13 protein-coding genes are annotated in these 15,430 nt (G+C 63.1%); 9 read left to right on the top strand and 4 right to left on the bottom strand.

Annotated features, from left to right (window positions below):
* Window positions 1-355 precede the first annotated feature (355 nt).
* Both QM659_RS04655 and QM659_RS04650 read left to right on the top strand, forming a co-directional pair.
* Entirely contained in the window at window positions 356-1,615 is a 1,260-nt protein-coding gene (locus QM659_RS04655) for a GTPase family protein (RefSeq protein ID WP_415187547.1), read from the top strand.
* A complete protein-coding gene (locus QM659_RS04650; protein ID WP_415187546.1) occupies window positions 1,612-3,171 on the top strand; it encodes a GTPase family protein in 1,560 nt (519 codons plus the stop codon). Before QM659_RS04655 ends, QM659_RS04650 begins: the two co-directional genes overlap by 4 nt.
* 132 nt (window positions 3,172-3,303) lie before the next feature.
* On the opposite strand, the gene QM659_RS04645 is transcribed toward QM659_RS04650, so the two are convergent.
* Window positions 3,304-3,564 (bottom strand): DUF2312 domain-containing protein, encoded by a 261-nt coding sequence (locus QM659_RS04645; protein WP_181952103.1) that lies wholly within the window; start codon window positions 3,562-3,564, stop codon window positions 3,304-3,306.
* A 257-nt stretch (window positions 3,565-3,821) separates the two neighbouring features.
* The gene (locus QM659_RS04640) at window positions 3,822-4,751 is read right to left on the bottom strand and encodes an N-formylglutamate amidohydrolase (protein WP_415187545.1); all 930 of its coding nucleotides are present in this window, start codon (window positions 4,749-4,751) and stop codon (window positions 3,822-3,824) included.
* Window positions 4,752-5,214: 463 nt separating this feature from the next.
* Between QM659_RS04640 and QM659_RS04635 the strand changes: the two genes are divergently transcribed.
* The 3 genes from QM659_RS04635 (at window position 5,215) to bfr (ending at window position 8,342) form a co-directional block, all read left to right on the top strand.
* Window positions 5,215-7,110 (top strand): ABC-F family ATP-binding cassette domain-containing protein, encoded by a 1,896-nt coding sequence (locus QM659_RS04635; protein ID WP_415187544.1) that lies wholly within the window; start codon window positions 5,215-5,217, stop codon window positions 7,108-7,110.
* 358 nt (window positions 7,111-7,468) lie between these two features.
* A complete protein-coding gene (locus QM659_RS04630) occupies window positions 7,469-7,681 on the top strand; it encodes a bacterioferritin-associated ferredoxin (RefSeq protein WP_127075273.1) in 213 nt (70 codons plus the stop codon).
* A 169-nt stretch (window positions 7,682-7,850) separates the two neighbouring features.
* On the top strand, window positions 7,851-8,342 hold the full coding sequence (gene bfr / locus QM659_RS04625) for a bacterioferritin (RefSeq protein WP_127075275.1): 492 nt from the start codon (window positions 7,851-7,853) through the stop codon (window positions 8,340-8,342).
* A gap of 71 nt (window positions 8,343-8,413) precedes the next feature.
* On the opposite strand, the gene QM659_RS04620 is transcribed toward bfr, so the two are convergent.
* Window positions 8,414-9,091 (bottom strand): carbonic anhydrase, encoded by a 678-nt coding sequence (locus QM659_RS04620; RefSeq protein ID WP_127075277.1) that lies wholly within the window; start codon window positions 9,089-9,091, stop codon window positions 8,414-8,416.
* A 157-nt stretch (window positions 9,092-9,248) separates the two neighbouring features.
* On the opposite strand from QM659_RS04620, the gene QM659_RS04615 reads away from it, so the two are divergent.
* The 4 genes from QM659_RS04615 to QM659_RS04600 all read left to right on the top strand — a co-directional run bounded on the left by QM659_RS04615 (window position 9,249) and on the right by QM659_RS04600 (window position 14,287).
* On the top strand, window positions 9,249-10,358 hold the full coding sequence (locus tag QM659_RS04615; RefSeq protein WP_415187543.1) for an FUSC family protein: 1,110 nt from the start codon (window positions 9,249-9,251) through the stop codon (window positions 10,356-10,358).
* A gap of 147 nt (window positions 10,359-10,505) precedes the next feature.
* Window positions 10,506-11,171, top strand: a complete 666-nt coding sequence (locus tag QM659_RS04610; RefSeq protein WP_415187542.1) for a CAP domain-containing protein — start codon at window positions 10,506-10,508, stop codon at window positions 11,169-11,171.
* 173 nt (window positions 11,172-11,344) lie between these two features.
* On the top strand, window positions 11,345-13,198 hold the full coding sequence (locus QM659_RS04605) for a potassium transporter Kup (protein ID WP_415187541.1): 1,854 nt from the start codon (window positions 11,345-11,347) through the stop codon (window positions 13,196-13,198).
* 114 nt (window positions 13,199-13,312) lie between these two features.
* The gene (locus tag QM659_RS04600) at window positions 13,313-14,287 is read left to right on the top strand and encodes a quinone oxidoreductase family protein (protein WP_415187540.1); all 975 of its coding nucleotides are present in this window, start codon (window positions 13,313-13,315) and stop codon (window positions 14,285-14,287) included.
* 187 nt (window positions 14,288-14,474) lie between these two features.
* On the opposite strand, the gene QM659_RS04595 is transcribed toward QM659_RS04600, so the two are convergent.
* Window positions 14,475-15,119 (bottom strand): NYN domain-containing protein, encoded by a 645-nt coding sequence (locus tag QM659_RS04595; protein WP_415187539.1) that lies wholly within the window; start codon window positions 15,117-15,119, stop codon window positions 14,475-14,477.
* Window positions 15,120-15,430: the final 311 nt, after the last annotated feature.

The raw sequence follows: 15,430 nt of genomic DNA, 5'->3' as shown, positions 1-15,430 counted from the left end.
TAGTCATTTCGTGTCGTCCCCTGCCCAGTTGTCATTCAGGCACGCAAAAGCCCGATCCCGAAACGCATTTGTTTCCTGAACAAATGGTTCACGGGCCGAGCATTGCCCAGGCTATCGCGCCAACGGGTTGAAGCGTGCCAGAATTTTAGAACCGTGACAAGTCTGCAATGTCCCGCAAGGCTGGCGAAACTCCGCCGCGCCAGCGGGCGAACGACCGGCCAGCGACCCGATGCGGCCGGACCTGTAACGGCGTCGTTAGTCCCTATATAATATCGCGCATCCTTGAGAAAACACCGCTTCGCCGGTGTTTCACGGGGCAAAATGATAGCTCGTTTCATGAGCGGAACCGGCGGCGATGACCTGGCGAGAAGAATTTGAAGGCACCCTGGCGCGAAGCTGGAATGTCGTGCGCGACAATGTGCTCACGCCGCAGGCAGCGGGTGGCCCGTCCGACGAGAGGGTGGCGGAGCTTGCGAAGAGCCGGGCACCGGTCATCTGGCTCATCGGCAAGGTACAGTCCGGCAAGACGTCCATCGTCCGCGCGCTCACGGGCGTAACTGCGGCGGAGGTCGGGCAAGGCTACAAGCCTTGCACGAGGACCGCGCAGATCTTCGACTTCCCCGCCGATGCCCCGGTGATTCGTTTCCTCGATACGCGCGGCCTCGGTGAAACGGGGTACGATCCCGCCGAAGACATCGCGGTGCATGAGAGCCAGTCGCATCTGATTCTTGCGGTGATGAAGGCGCTCGATCCGCAGCAGGATGCGGTCTTGAGCGCGGTGACGGCGGCGCGCGCGCGTCATCCCGGCTGGCCCGTCGTCGTCGCGCAGACCACGCTGCACGATGGCTACAAGACGGGTGAAGGCCATCCTGCTGCATATCCCTACGGCGAGCCGGGCGCCGCGCTTGAGGTGCTTGGTCCGGTGCCCCCGGACCTCGCCAGAAGCCTTGCTCACCAGCGCGGGCTGTTTGCCGGTCTGCCGGGCGACGGTCTCGTGCTGTTCGTGCCCATCGATTTCACACAGCAGGACGACGGTTTCGACCCGGTGAATTACGGCCTGCCCCAGCTTCTGGCGGCGCTCGAAAAAGCCGCGCCCGCCAGCATCGTCGCGGCCCTGAAGGATAGCAGCAGCAGGGCCGGAGACACCCTGTCGCGCGAGGCTCATCCTCATATCGTCGGCTATTCAAGCGCCGCTGCCGCCGCCGATGTGGTTCCGCTGGCAGGCGCGGTCGCCGTTCCCGTGGTCCAGGCCAAGATGCTGCACAGCCTTGCCCGGATTTACGATGTGGAATGGAATCGCCGCACGCTGTCGGAATTCGGCGCATGCCTCGGCGCGGCGGTCGTGACGCGCATGGCGGCGGCGTTCGGCGCGCGCCAGCTCGCGAAACTCATTCCGGGCTACGGGCAGACGGCGGGCGCGGCGGCGGCAGCCGCCACGAGTTTCGCCACGACATTCGCCATCGGCAAGGCGGCCTGCTATTTCCTCGCGCGTCGCCGTCTCGGGCAGAGCGACCCGAAAGGCGTGGCCGAAGCCTATGCCGCCGCGCTGTCGGAAGCTTTCCGGTTTCGTGCGAAGTCGGAGGACGACCGCAAGCCGGAAGGCGCTCGCGCATGAGCGGTGGCAAGGACAATCTGCTCTGGCTTCGCGTCGCCCTCGTCGCGCTGTGTTTTGCGCTGCCCTCGCTGACGCTGATCCCGCTTGGCGGCCTGTGGCTGTGGGAAAAGGGATACGCGCTTTACTGGGTCGCGGGCGCTTTCGCCTTTGTCGGCCTCGCCTTTCTGTTTCAGCTCGCCATGTTCCGTCGCCTCGACATTCCGCTGCGCGGGCCGCGCGACGTGGAGCTTCCTGAGGACGCCGCAGCCGATAGCTGGAGCCCGCGCGAGACGCAGGCGTGGGATGCGGTGCTCGATGTCGCCGACACGGTGAAGGTGGACGATCTGACGAGTTGGTCCGCATTCTGGGCGCTCGGCAAGCGGACCATCGACGCGGTCGCGCGGAAACTCCACCCCGAGCAGGAAAAACCGCTGTGGGAATTTACCGCGCCGGAAGCCCTGACCATCGTTGAGCAGGTTGCCGTGCGCCTCAAGCCCGTGGTGGCGAACAACATCCCGCTGGGAGACAAGCTCACCATCGGGCAGATGATCCGCATTTATGAGTATCGCTCCCTGATCGATGTGGCGCAGAAGGGTTACGACATCTGGCGCATCATCCGCATGCTGAACCCGGCGACCGCCGTCACGCAGGAACTGCGCGAGCGCATGTCGAACCAGATGTATCGCTGGGGGCGCGAGGAACTCGCGAAGCGGCTCGCGCGGGCCTATGTCAAAGAGGTTGGACGCGCCGCCATCGACCTTTACGGCGGACGCCTGCGTGTCGAACCGGAAGACCTTCAGGCGCATGTGACCGAGGCCACGGAACGCGACCGCCGCGCCGCCGCGAAGGTGGAGGCCGAGCCGTTGCGCCTCCTCATCGGCGGGCAGGTCAACGCGGGCAAGTCGAGCCTCGTGAACGCGCTTCTTTCCGAAATCCGCGCGGGCTCGGACGTGCTTCCGCTCACGAACGGCTTCACGGCTTATGAACTGAAACGCGAGGGCGTGCCCCAGGCGTTGCTTCTCGACAGCCCCGGCCTCGACAGCACCGCCGAGCCCTTGCAGGTGCTGGTGGAGGAAGCGGCGAACGCGGATCTCGTCGTTTGGGTGGCGAGCGCGATGCGCCCCGACCGCGACCTCGACGCGCGCGCGCTCGAAGCCATCCGGGCACATTTCGCCGAACGGCCGAACCGCCGCCGCCCGCCGATGCTGTTGGTGCTGAGCCACGTGGATCGCTTGCGGCCCGCGCGCGCGTGGTCACCGCCCTACGATCTCGACGATGCGTCGAACCCAAAGTCGGCCTCGATCCGCGGCGCGCTCGAAGCGGCGGACGCCGACCTTGGCTTTTCCGACGAGGACACCATCGCCGCCTGCCTCGATACCGGGGTGGGCCTCTATAATGTCGATGCCATCTGGGCCGCGATCACGGAGAAGATGCCCGAGGCGCAGCGCGCACAACTCGTGCGCACGCTTCAGGACATCGACAAGGGCTTCGACTGGCGGAAACTCCGAACGCAGGCGGCGAATGCGGGCCGCATCATCGCGAAAGCCGTGTTCTCCGGCGGCGAACGGCGGCCATAGAATCGGCCCTCGATGGAACCGAAAGCGCGACCCATCTCCCTGTTCGACGCGCGACCGAAATCGTTTCACGTTCTACCGGACGCACTCCAGACGATCCTCGCTCTGAAGCGCGGACCGAAGCCCGCGCGCAGCTTATTCGAGCATGCCGAGCGCGTGCATATATGTCGCGAGGATGGCTTCCTCGGTCTGCCGCTCCTGCGCGTCCTTCTTGCGCAGCGAAATGATCTTCTTCAGCGCCTTGGTGTCGAAGCCGTTTGCCTTTGCCTCGGCATAGATGTCCTTGATGTCGCCCGCGAGCGCGGCTTTTTCTTCTTCAAGGCGCTCGATGCGCTCGACGACCGTACGGAGTTGCTCCTTCGCCGACTTGTCGATGCTGCCGCCGCTCAACCCGATATCCGCTCCGCCGTCGAACCCTGATGCGTCGTCCACGCCGCTCTCCTGTTCTTCCCGCCGAAGCCATTCGGTCACGGCGAAATTCGCATTGTCTCAAGGCCCGGGACGCCCCGCGCGCCCGAACCGATTTTGAGGCGCGACACTATAGCCGTGAGACTTTGCGTTCAACGTGGCAGCGCCAGCCGTCCACCTCCCGGTCGCGGCTGTGGACATGCGCAACATACAGGGTTGCGTCATCGGGCGACTCAGCAGGCCAGCTAGTCTCCGCCTGCGGTTTCCTCGCCGCTTGCCGCTTCCACGTCGCCCTTTTCGACGCGCTCCATCACGCGGTCGGCTTCCGCGTCCGAGCGCGATTCATGATATTCGAGGCGCGAGAGCGGCTCCGCATGCGCCGGATCGGCAAGAATGGCGGCGAGACTGTCGGCGAGGATCGCGGCCCATTCGATCTGCCCGGCCTCCTCGCGGATGAGATCCTGGCGAACCTCGACGAGCACGTTCGGCAGGCCGCGCAGCGTCGCGTGACGGAAGATCGTATCGTTGCGCAGATGCCCGGAATAGGGCTCGTTGTCGCCGATTTCGAGGCCAGTCCGCTCGCGAAGCTGCTTCAGCACAGGAACCGGCAGGCGCGGGTCTTTGTCCCACAAGACGGCCGCGTGCCATTTGCGCGGCACCCCGCGCCAGACATTGGTGAAGCTGTGCATCGAGAAGATGACGGGGATCTGCCCGCGCGCGAGCACGGCGTCGATCTCGGCGGCGACGGCGGCATGGTAGGGCCGGAAGAAGGCACGGATGCGCCGCTCCTTCTCGGTTTCGTCGACGCGCACATTGCCGGGAACGAGCGCGCCATCGGAAATGCGCATGATGAGCGTCGGATCGTCCTCGCCGCGATTGGGATCGATGAGCAGCCGTGAAAAGCGCGTCGAGACGACGGTGGCGCCAAGGCGGCGGCCGATCTCGCGCGCGACACCGAGCGCGCCGATGTCATAGGCAATGTGCCGGTTGAGCTGCACGTCGTCGAGACCGAGCGTCCCGTATTCGGAGGGCATCAGGTTCGTCGCGTGATCGCAAAGGACAAGCAGGCGCGTTTGCGGATCGCCGGGCGAAACCTCGAAGCTTTTCCAACTGTCGCCGCTGGATGCCGTTTCGCGGCGGGAGGTGGTTTCTATGGGGAGAGACTGAGATAACATGCCGCTCAATATTGTGAGGGCCGGACGTTTTTGCTCGCCCGGCGGCGAAACTTGCGTGTTGTGGGCTTCTAGCTGTGGCCAATAAACCACTTTCTCGCTCGGGAGTTCAAGCCCCCGCATCCTCCCGCCCCCTCAGACGTCTTGACGAGATTGCTGAACGAGCCACATCAACAGCACCGGAACACAAGCCGATGGAAGGCGGTGCTGCCATCAAGGCGATACTTTGCCATCCGTTCCGCCCGTAACCGTACAGAGCCGGCGAGAGCACCAAAGACCGCGAGAGAGCCATCACGCTACGGGCCATCAGTTCGGGAAAAAACTGACTGCGCTACAATGTGCAGAGGGTCTTAGGTGCGATCCTTATTGGATCGCACCTCTTCTGCGATTTATTTGACATTGCTTCCGGCTGAAATGCCCAATCTCGGCGCTTGCACAAGCGCCGTAACCGCAGCATGGTCTGCGCATGCTGCATATCAATGAATTATCATTCCGCATCGAGGGACGGCCGCTGTTCGAGAACGCGACGGCGGCGATACCGGAAGGGCACAAGGTCGGTCTCGTCGGGCGCAACGGCACCGGCAAGACGACGCTTCTGCGCCTGATCGCCGGCGAGATCGCGCCCGACGGCGGCAGCATCGGCTTGCCAAGGAACGCGCGCCTTGCTCATGTCTCGCAGGAAGCGCCGGGCGGCCCGGAAACGCTGCTCGATACGGTGCTCGCCGCGCATACGGAACTTGCGGCGCTGACCGCCGAGGCCGAGACGGCGCACGACCCGCATCGCATCAGCGAAATCCACACGCGCCTTGCCGACCTCGACGCGCATTCCGCGCCTTCGCGCGCGGCGCGCATCCTTTCGGGGCTCGGCTTCGACGAGGCGGCTCAGCAGCGCTCGTGCAGCGAATTCTCGGGCGGATGGCGTATGCGCGTCGCGCTCGCGGGCGCGCTGTTCGCCGCGCCCGACATCCTTCTGCTCGACGAGCCGACAAACTATCTCGACCTCGAAGGCGTGCTCTGGCTCGAAGACTTCATCGCAAGCTACCCTTATACCGTGCTGATCGTCAGCCATGACCGCGATTTGCTGAACAACGCGGTCAACAGCATCCTTCATCTCAACGACAAGCGGCTTTCCCTCTATACGGGCGGTTATGACCGCTTCGAGGAGACGCGCCGCGAGCAGCAACGCCTGCAACTGAAGCTGAAGAAAAGCCAGGACGACCAGCGCCGCCACATGGAGGCGTTCGTGGAGCGCTTCCGCGCGAAGGCCACGAAGGCGAAACAGGCGCAAAGCCGCCTCAAGGCGCTGGCGAGGCTACAGCCCATCGCCGCCGAGGTCGACGCGCAGGTGGTACCGTTCCGCTTCCCGTCGCCCGAGCGCCCGCTCGGCAATCCGCTGATCCGCATCGAGGGCGCGAGCGTCGGTTACGATCCGGCGCGCCCCATCTTGCGGGGCATCAACCTGCGCCTCGACGCCGACGACCGCGTGGGGCTGCTCGGATCGAACGGCAACGGCAAGTCCACGCTCGCGAAGCTGCTTTGCGGCAAGCTCGCGCCCATCGACGGCCAACGGCGCGCGTCGAACAAGCTGGAATACGGCTATTTCGCGCAGCATCAGCTCGACGAGCTTCGGCCGAAGCTCTCGGCCTACGATCACATCGCCGAACTCATGCCCGACGCGACCGAAGCGCAGAAGCGCGCGAGGGTGGCGTCCATCGGCTTCGGCGCCGACAAGGCCGACACGGCGTCGGAAAAGCTCTCCGGTGGCGAGAAGGCGCGGCTCCTGTTCGCGCTCGCTACCTTCCACGCGCCGCATCTCCTGATCCTCGACGAGCCGACGAACCATCTCGACGTCGACAGCCGCGAGGAGCTGATCCATGCGCTGAACGATTACGAAGGGGCGGTTATCCTCATCAGCCACGACCGGCATCTGCTGGAAGCGACGGTGGATCGCCTCTGGGTGGTCCGCAACGGCACGGTAGCGCCTTACGACGGCGACCTCGAAAGCTATCGCGCGGAAAGCCTCGCGGCGGCGAAGCAGGCCGCGAAGGCCAGCGGCGGCGAACGCCCGGCGGAGGCGAAGAAAAGCCGCGAGGAAGAGCGCCGCCAGACCGCGCAGCGCCGCGCCGAACTGGCGCCGCTCAAGAAGCAGATGACCGATCTCGAAAAGCGGGTTCACGATCTCCAGAAGAAGATGACCGCGATTGACGAGCGCCTCGCCGATCACACGTTTTACGAACGCGAGCCGGACAAGGCCCGCGCGCTGACGCTCGACCGCGCGGCGTTGCTGAAGGATCTCAAGGCCGCCGAGGATGCCTGGTTCGAGGCATCGCTCGCCTATGAAGAGGCGGCCGCCGACGCTTGACGGCGGGCGCGGGATCGCCCTTTCCGACGCCGCCCTGTCCCTTATGCCGAGACACCGCCTTCCTACGCCGACGCGGGCGCGGTGCCGCCCTTGCATGTCTGCGGGTGGACGCCCGCCTTGCGCCGTCGAATGGCTTTTGTCGGCTTTTGTCGCGAAGGCTACAGTGAAGATGTCGGCAGCTTTCCCAACTTAGAATTATTATAATTTCGTTTCTTCTGTCTCGACCGGCAGTCTTGTTTCGCCGTGTTCGGAGTATTGATTTCTTAGAACGATTATAAACGCTGATTTTTATTGCGAAGATCGGATCGCTTGCGTATTTAATCGGTATGGGCAAGTGAAAACGAAGTTAACCGGCACAATGATCATCTGTTCCTGCAACGTGTTGAGTGATGAAGCGGTTCGGTCGGCGATGTCGAGTCCGAACCCGCCGCGCACGCCATGTCAGGTCCATCGGCATTTCGGCTGCACGGCGAAGTGCGGTCGCTGCACGCGGTCGCTCCGCGATGCGATGGACGAAGGCAAGGCCGAGCGTCATGCGATGGAGCAAACGGCAGTCGCGAAAGTCGCCTGATCGGGCTTCCTGCGCGGCTAGGTATTTGCCACGCCGTTGAATTTTCTGTGAGCTCTTTAGAATTAGTCCATTTCCAGCATTGATTTTGAAACGGCCCTTCCGAGATTCTGCTGCATGATCGCGTCGCGATTCCCACCGCAGCCAGCCTGCCTCACACTCGGAGAACAGAATGAAGGGCGACCCAAAAGTCATCGAATATCTGAACGCGGGCCTCAGATCCGAACTGACCGCGATCAATCAGTACTGGCTGCATTATCGCATGCTCGACAATTGGGGCTTCCTCTCCCTTGCCAAGTACTGGCGCAAGGAATCGATCGAGGAGATGGAGCACGCCGACAAGCTCACCGCGCGTATCCTTTTCCTCGACGGCTTCCCGAACCTGCAGGTTCTCGATCCGCTGCGGATCGGCCAGACGGTGAAGGAAATTCTCGAAGCCGACCTTCAGTCCGAAATCGGCGCGCGCGCGCTCTATCAGGAAGCCGCAACATACTCGCACTCCGTGAAGGATTACGTGTCGCGCGATCTGTTCGAGAAACTGATGCACGACGAGGAAGAGCACATCGACTTCCTTGAGACGCAGCTCGGCCTCGTCGAGAAGCTCGGGCTTGAGCTTTACTCGCAGTACCACATCGGCGGCCTCGACAAGGGCGATGTGGCCTAAACGTTCCGGCCGGGCTGTGGGATCACCCCACAACCCGGCAAAGGTAGCCGCTTCGGGCCGATGCCCTTTCGCTATTTCCCGGACTGCGCGTACCGCACGATGAGCTTCGGCGTCGCCTGCGCGGTCGAATCTCTCGTCAACGTCACGAACTCCTGCTTTTCGGCGTCGAACGTGTCCACGGTCCCGCTGTCGATATTGTAGACCCACCCGTGCAGACTGAGCTGGCCCGCCGCAAGCTTCGCCGCTACCGCGGGGTGCGTCGCCAGATTGCGGAGCTGGCACAGCACGTTTTCATGCACGAGGGCATCCAGGCGCTTCTTTTCGGCCTCCTCGGGCGAAAAACGCGCTTCGACGATCTCTTTCGCGGCGGCTGCGTGTTTGATCCAGGCGCCCACAGCCGGCATCTTGTCGAGCTTGTCTTCGCGCAGGATGGCTTTCATCGCGCCGCAATCCGAATGGCCGCATACGATGAGGTTCGGAATGCCGAGCCCCTGAACGGCGTATTCGATGCTGGCGGAAACGCCCCCCGACGCGGGGCCATAGGACGGGATGATGTTGCCCGCGTTGCGAATCACGAAGATATCGCCCGGATCGCATTGCGTCAGCAGCTCGGGCACGACGCGGCTGTCGGAGCAGGCGATGAACACGGCAAAAGGCTTCTGGCGCTCGCCGAGTTCGCTGAACAGTTCCTTGCGCTTACCGTGGATTTCTGTCTGAAAACGCAGAACGCCGTCGATGAGTCTGTGCATGGAATGATGTACGGGTCCGGTTATAGGGACTTCAATTTACCACCGATGACGCGCGCATGCGAGCGGCGTGCTGTCTCGCCGGTCGCGGCGCTCTGAAGCCGAGGTTCCGGCTCGCGTCTTTTCGGCGGCATCGACGGGTGACAGGCGACGGCAAGAGATGGTGGCGTTCTTTCTGGCAAACAGGGGCAAGTTCAAGTTCAGCCTGCGCATGACGATCGCTGCGCTGCTCAGCATCCTTGTCGGTGCGATACTCAATCTATCTCAGGTTTACTGGGCGGCGCTTTCGGCTGTCATCGTCATTCAGGGAAGCATCGGCGGCTCGTATCGCGCCGGGATGTACCGGCTGCTCGGCACCGTCGGCGGCGCGTTCTGGGGCGCGGTCGTGGCGGTCCTGATCCCGCACGGCACGATGGCGGCGCTCGCCCTGGCGCTGGTTGCGGCAGTGGCGCCGCTCGCGCTCCTGACCGCGTTCCGTCCCGACTGGCGCGTCGCCCCCATCACCGCCATCATCGTGCTCATGGGATCGACCCTGCCGCCGACGGACCCGTTTGACGCCGCGATCGAGCGCGTCCTTGAAATCAGCGTCGGCAGCCTCTCGGCCGTCCTCGTCGCGCTCGTCGTGTTGCCCGCGCGGGCGCATGCGCTTCTCGTTGGCTCGGCGAGCAAGTCCATTGCGGACATGGCGGCGATCGTATGCCTGCTTCAGGCCTCCGGGGCGCGCGGCGTGCCCGTCGAGGCGCTCAGGGTGCTTCACAACGACCTCCGCGTTCAGATCGCCCAGACCGAGGCACGCGCGGCGGAGGCCAGCGTGGAACGGCAGAACCGCCTCGCCGATGGCCCCGATCCGGAATCGCTCGTGCGCACCCTGAGGCGACTTCGTCACGATATCGCCATGCTCGGACGCGTGTTGCGCGAGCCGTTTCCCGAAACGCTGCGCGAGGCGCTCGAACCGCCGCTTCTGACGCTTCTCGGGACGCTTGCGGGTTGGCTTACGGCTGTTTCCCAATCCCTTCCGCAGGGCGAACAACCGACCTCTCCCGCAGCCGTTCAGGCCGCGCTCGAAGACTATCGGGCGACGCTCGACAAGGCGATCAAGGATGGCCGTCTGTCATCGGCCAGCGCCGACACGCAGCGTATCTACGCGCTGCTGTTCGTGTGCGGCCAGTTCATCCAGAACCTTCAGGATCTGGCGAACCGCGCGGGCGAACTCACAAGCGAGAGGCGCGTCGAACGGGCGGCCGAACAAAGGCATAACCATGACGACTGAATGCGGCATCGACCGCGCGAGCGGCGTGTTTCGATCAAATCATCACGATATTGTCTTTATCGCGCGATACGGGAATTTGCCGGTGGGGGGTCAAGCGTTCGTTAACCACGATTTGACATAATCGGCATTGTTCCGGGGGCCGATGTCATGTGGCGTACTCTTGGTTTGTTCGCGCTTTGCGCGAGTCTCGGCGGATGCGCAGCTACAAGCGCTTTGCCGTCGTTGTCAGGATTTGGCGGCAGTCTTTCCGATGCGGAGCCGCCCAACGCCGCGTTGGCCGCAGGGCCGGTCGCTGCGTCCACCGCGTCCACCGCACCTAGTTCGGGGTCGTCGTCCGGTATTTCCGGGATATGGTCGAACTTCTCGTCAGCATTCAGTTCGGGCGACGCGGCGTCGAAGCCGCCAATCGGGCAGCAGCCGGACAATCTCGATCCGAACGAGGCCCTTCGCCTTGTGAACGACTACCGCGCGTCGCAGGGGCTCTCTCAGCTCTCCCTGGAGACGCACGCGACCGAAGCCGCCCAGATCCTGGCGAAAAACATGGCGAAGACCGACAAGATGTCCCATGTCGGCCCCGGCGGCGCCGATGTCGGCAAGCGCCTGACCATGGCGGGCTACCGGTATCGGCTCGCAGCCGAAAACATCGGCGCGGGGCAGACATCCGTCGCCCAGATCATCGAAGGCTGGAAGAACAGTCCGCCGCATAGCCGAAACCTGCTGCTCGCCGACGCGAAACACATGGGCATCGCGTTCGAATACAAGCCCGACACGAAGTTCAAGCGGTTCTGGGCACTTGTCGTGGCGGCGCCGTAAATCGGCGACAGCGGCCTGCTCGCAAAGTTGACGATGCACGAGGCTCAAATCCCTGTTAAAGCTGCGCCGCTCGTGGAGGATTCGAAAGAGCTCGGGTGGTGATGAATATCCAGGGTCAGGTCGCTGCTGAGCCACAAGGCGTAGCGGCAGTGCCGCAAGGGCAGACGAAAGCCATGGCTCTCGCAGCCCTTGGGGTCGTCTTCGGCGATATCGGTACGAGTCCGCTTTATACGCTCAAGATCGTGCTCGGCGCGAGCGGCCACCAGGTGGTTGACCGCGCCATGGTGCTCGGTTCGCTTTCGCTCATCATCTGGACACTCATCATCGTGACGTCGGTGAAGTACATCGCCGTGGCGATGCGCGTCGACAACCACGGTGAAGGCGGCATCATGGCCTTGATGGCGCTCTTGAGCCGTGGTCGCAAGGGCCTCGGCAGCCCGCGCCAGAAGCGAACCTTCGTTGTCATGGTCGGCCTCGCCGGAGCAGCCCTCATCTACGGCGACGGCGTCATAACGCCCGCCATATCGGTGCTTTCCGCGCTCGAAGGACTGGCGATCAAGGCGCACAGCTTCGAGCCCTACATCCTGCCCGCGACGATCGTCATTCTCGTGTTGCTGTTCCTCGTGCAGCCGCGCGGAACGGCCACCATCGGCCGCCTTTTCGGGCCGGTCATGCTCGTCTGGTTCGCGACGCTGGGACTGCTCGGCATCGGCGGCATCTGGGAGAACCCCTCGGTGCTGGCCGCGCTCAACCCGGCGCACGGTCTTTACTACCTTCTGGAAGGCGGTCTGACGTCGTTCCTGATCCTTGGCGGCGTGTTCCTTTGCGTCACGGGCGCGGAGGCCCTCTATACGGATATGGGGCATTTCGGGCGACGACCGATTCAGATGGCGTGGTTTTTCATCGTCTTCCCCTGCCTCGTGCTCAATTACGCGGGGCAGGCCGCGCTCGTGCTCGACGGAACGCCCATCGCGGAGAACACCTTCTATGCGCTGTGCCCCCGGGACCTGCTCATCCCGCTGGTCATCCTCGCGACAATTGCAACCATCGTGGCCAGTCAGGCGGTCATAACCGGCGCGTTCTCCATGACACGGCAGGCAATCCAGCTCGGCTGGCTGCCCCGTCTCAACATCACGCAGACCTCGGCGCTCGGCTACGGTCAGATTTACATCGGCGTGGTGAACTGGACGATGATGGTGATCACCATCGGCCTGACGATCTCGTTCCGCGAGGCCGACAATCTCGCCGCCGCTTACGGCATCGCCGTATCCGCCACCATGCTCATGGATTCGTTCCTGCTCTATATCGCGATGCGCGAATATCTCGGCTGGGACCCGCGGCTTTCGGCGCTGCTCGCGGCGTGCTTCATCATCGTCGATTGCGCCTTCGTTATCGCCAACTCGGCGAAGATGCTGGACGGCGGCTGGGTTCCCCTGACGCTCGCCGCCCTCATAGCGGGTCTGATGTGGGTATGGCATTCGGGGCGGCGCGCGGTCATGGCCGTCCTCGTTTCGAGATATCTGCCGATCCACGAGTTTCTCGCCGAGATCGAGGAGCGCGGCATTCCCCGGGTGCCAGGCACCGCCGTTTTCATGACGCGCTCGAAGAAGGGGGTTCCGCCGGTCATGGCCTGGCACGTGAAGCATAATCGCGCGCTGCACGAGCGTGTGGTGGTGATCCACGTCTCGATCGAACCTGTGCCGTTCGTCAACCCCGAACACCGCCTCCAGGTGGAAACGGAAGACGACAATTTCTGGCGCGCCATGGTGTATTACGGCTTCATGGAGCGGCCGGACATCCCGCCCATCCTCGAACTCATCAAGAGCCGGGGCTACGATATCAATCTCGACGACGTGACCTACTACATCGGACGCGAGACGGTCGTACCCCGGGAGGACGGCCAGGGATTGCCGCGCTGGCAGGAAAATCTTTTCTCGATCATGGAGCGCAACGCCGCTCAGGTGACGGATTTCTTCCGCCTGCCCGTGGACAGGGTCGTGGAAATCGGCCGGCAGGTCGCGATCTGAACCGCAGCGCGCGTGCTGCCCGGCGGCGCGGCGTTAGGGTGAGGCCATGGCTCCGCATTTTCGCCACCATCGGGGCACTCGATGCGTTGCCGATAGGGCCGGGAGGGGCACACGATGAAAGCGCTGATCGTAAGCGACTTTAAGTCACCGCCAAGGTGGAGCGACTTCGCCGAGCCTTCGGCGGATACGGGCGAACGGCTCATCCGCGTGACGGCGGCTGGCCTCAGCAACCTCGCGCGCATCCAGGCGAGCGGCGTCCACTACGCAAGCCCGAAGGAAGTGCCTTTCGTCGCCGGTATCGACGGCGTGGGACGGCTCGACGACGGAAGCCGGGTGTATTTCTTCGCAGGGCGCCGCCCCTTTGGTGCGTTCGCGGAGCGGTGCGTGGCTCCTGCCGATCTTTGCGTTCCTGTCCCCGACGATCTCGACGACGTGACTGCCGCGGCGCTGGCAAACCCCGCCATGTCCTCCTGGGCAGCCCTCGTGCAACGCGCCGGGCTTCGCGCGGGCGAGACGGTGCTCATCAACGGCGCCACCGGTGCCTCGGGGCGGCTTGCGGTCACGATCGCCAGGCATCTCGGAGCGGGGCGCGTGATCGTCACGGGCCGGGATGCCGCCGCGCTCGATTTGCTCCTTGGACTTGGCGCGGATGAAGCCATCTCGCTGACTCAGGAGCCGGACGCGCTCGCGGCCTCCTTGGAGCGAGTCATAGAGCGCGACCGCGTGACCGTCGTGCTCGACTATGTTTGGGGCGCGTCGGCTTCGCTGATCCTCGGCGCGGTCGAACGGCTCGGCCGACGTCATGCGGCGGGACAGGATCCGATCCGCTTCGTTCAGATCGGCTCGATCAGCGGACAGACGATAATGCTTCCGGCAGCTGTGCTCCGCAGTACAACGCTCGAACTCATGGGCAGCGGCCTCGGCAGCGTTCCCGACCGCGATCTCGTTGCCGACATCGGCGAGGCGTTGAAGGTGGCGACGAAGCTCGGTCTCACCGTCGACGTCAGTCCGGTTCCGATGGCGGACGGTGAAGAGGCTTGGACGCGCGGCGGATCGGGGCGCGAGCGTGTCGTGTTCACACTGAGTTGAGGCAACTGACAGCTCCCCTGACACCAGCCATTCGAGGTCGCGGTTCGCTCTCAGCGCCCGATTACCGGCGTCGTTCGGTAAATCGCACGCGGCACGACGCTGTGACCTGATTGCCGATACGCCAATCGGTAGCGTCTCAGTTGGAAATTTATGGATCGCCTCCCGAAAGTACGCGACCCTTTTGCGTTCATTCCGCAGCGGCAGGAAGAACCTGGTTATTTTCCGGTTGCGCGACAACCGCTGGCCAAGCCACTGATCGTATCAGATCGGTATGTATTCTAAGATTGTCGTGAATTGGCTGAGTTGGTGCTGGCAACTCGATAAGGACCATTTCTAGGCCGGCCTTTCTGGCGTGTTTCATTGCGGGGATCATATCTTGATCACCGGACACCAAAACAATTCGGTCCACCACATGGCTATTCGAGTAAGCGGCAATGTCGAGGCCAACCCTCATATCAACGCCCTTCTGCTCGAAGTTCGGGGCGAAGTCAGCGTCTGTCGGTGGTCGGTTCGCCACATATGGAATTTGTTTCAATTTCCAGCCACGGAACCCCATCGTGCCGCGACGAACAGCAAACCTATCTAACTTAGCTAGGTCGTCCAACCATCTGTCGTTTGCTTGAAAATTCGTCCACCTTCCGCTTACTGGAAGCGCCACTCTGCCTTTGTATTGAGGCGAATCGTAATAGAGCACTCGCAAAAGATACTCGTCCTGGGCCTGTACGCAGGACGCCGCAAAAGTTTGTATGAATGTGTTATCGTAGGCCAGTCCAGCCGCCTGTGCGCCAGCCCGAACATAGCCGCCATCAATCAAGAGAGCTGTTTTTATCATCAACCAAATAAACCAAGCCCCTGCTACGTGTTAGCGCAGCAGGGGCTGAGGATTGTCGCCGTCGCTGTGTAGGCCGAGGGCGAAAGTATTATAACTAGATATATAGCGGAGGGCTTACCATTCCGTCAACGGATTTGAGGCGTTTTAGGCAGCTTTCTTCTTGTAGGAGTCGCGCTTTTTCGGCGCACCCTTCGCGGCGTCGATAAGGGCAATCACGTCATCCCAGCCCAAACGCCACCCCGCGTCAGGCGGGACAAATTTCAAACTGAGACACTACCCGCCGATCTGGAAAGTTTGAATAAAACTGCCTG

Origin of the sequence: Rhodomicrobium sp. (assembly GCF_047605405.1) — a bacterium.
Classification (GTDB): Bacteria; Pseudomonadota; Alphaproteobacteria; order Rhizobiales; family Rhodomicrobiaceae; genus Rhodomicrobium; species Rhodomicrobium lacus.
The sequence above is the reverse complement of the archived record's forward strand: the minus strand, read 5'-3'. Positions and strand labels throughout refer to the sequence as shown.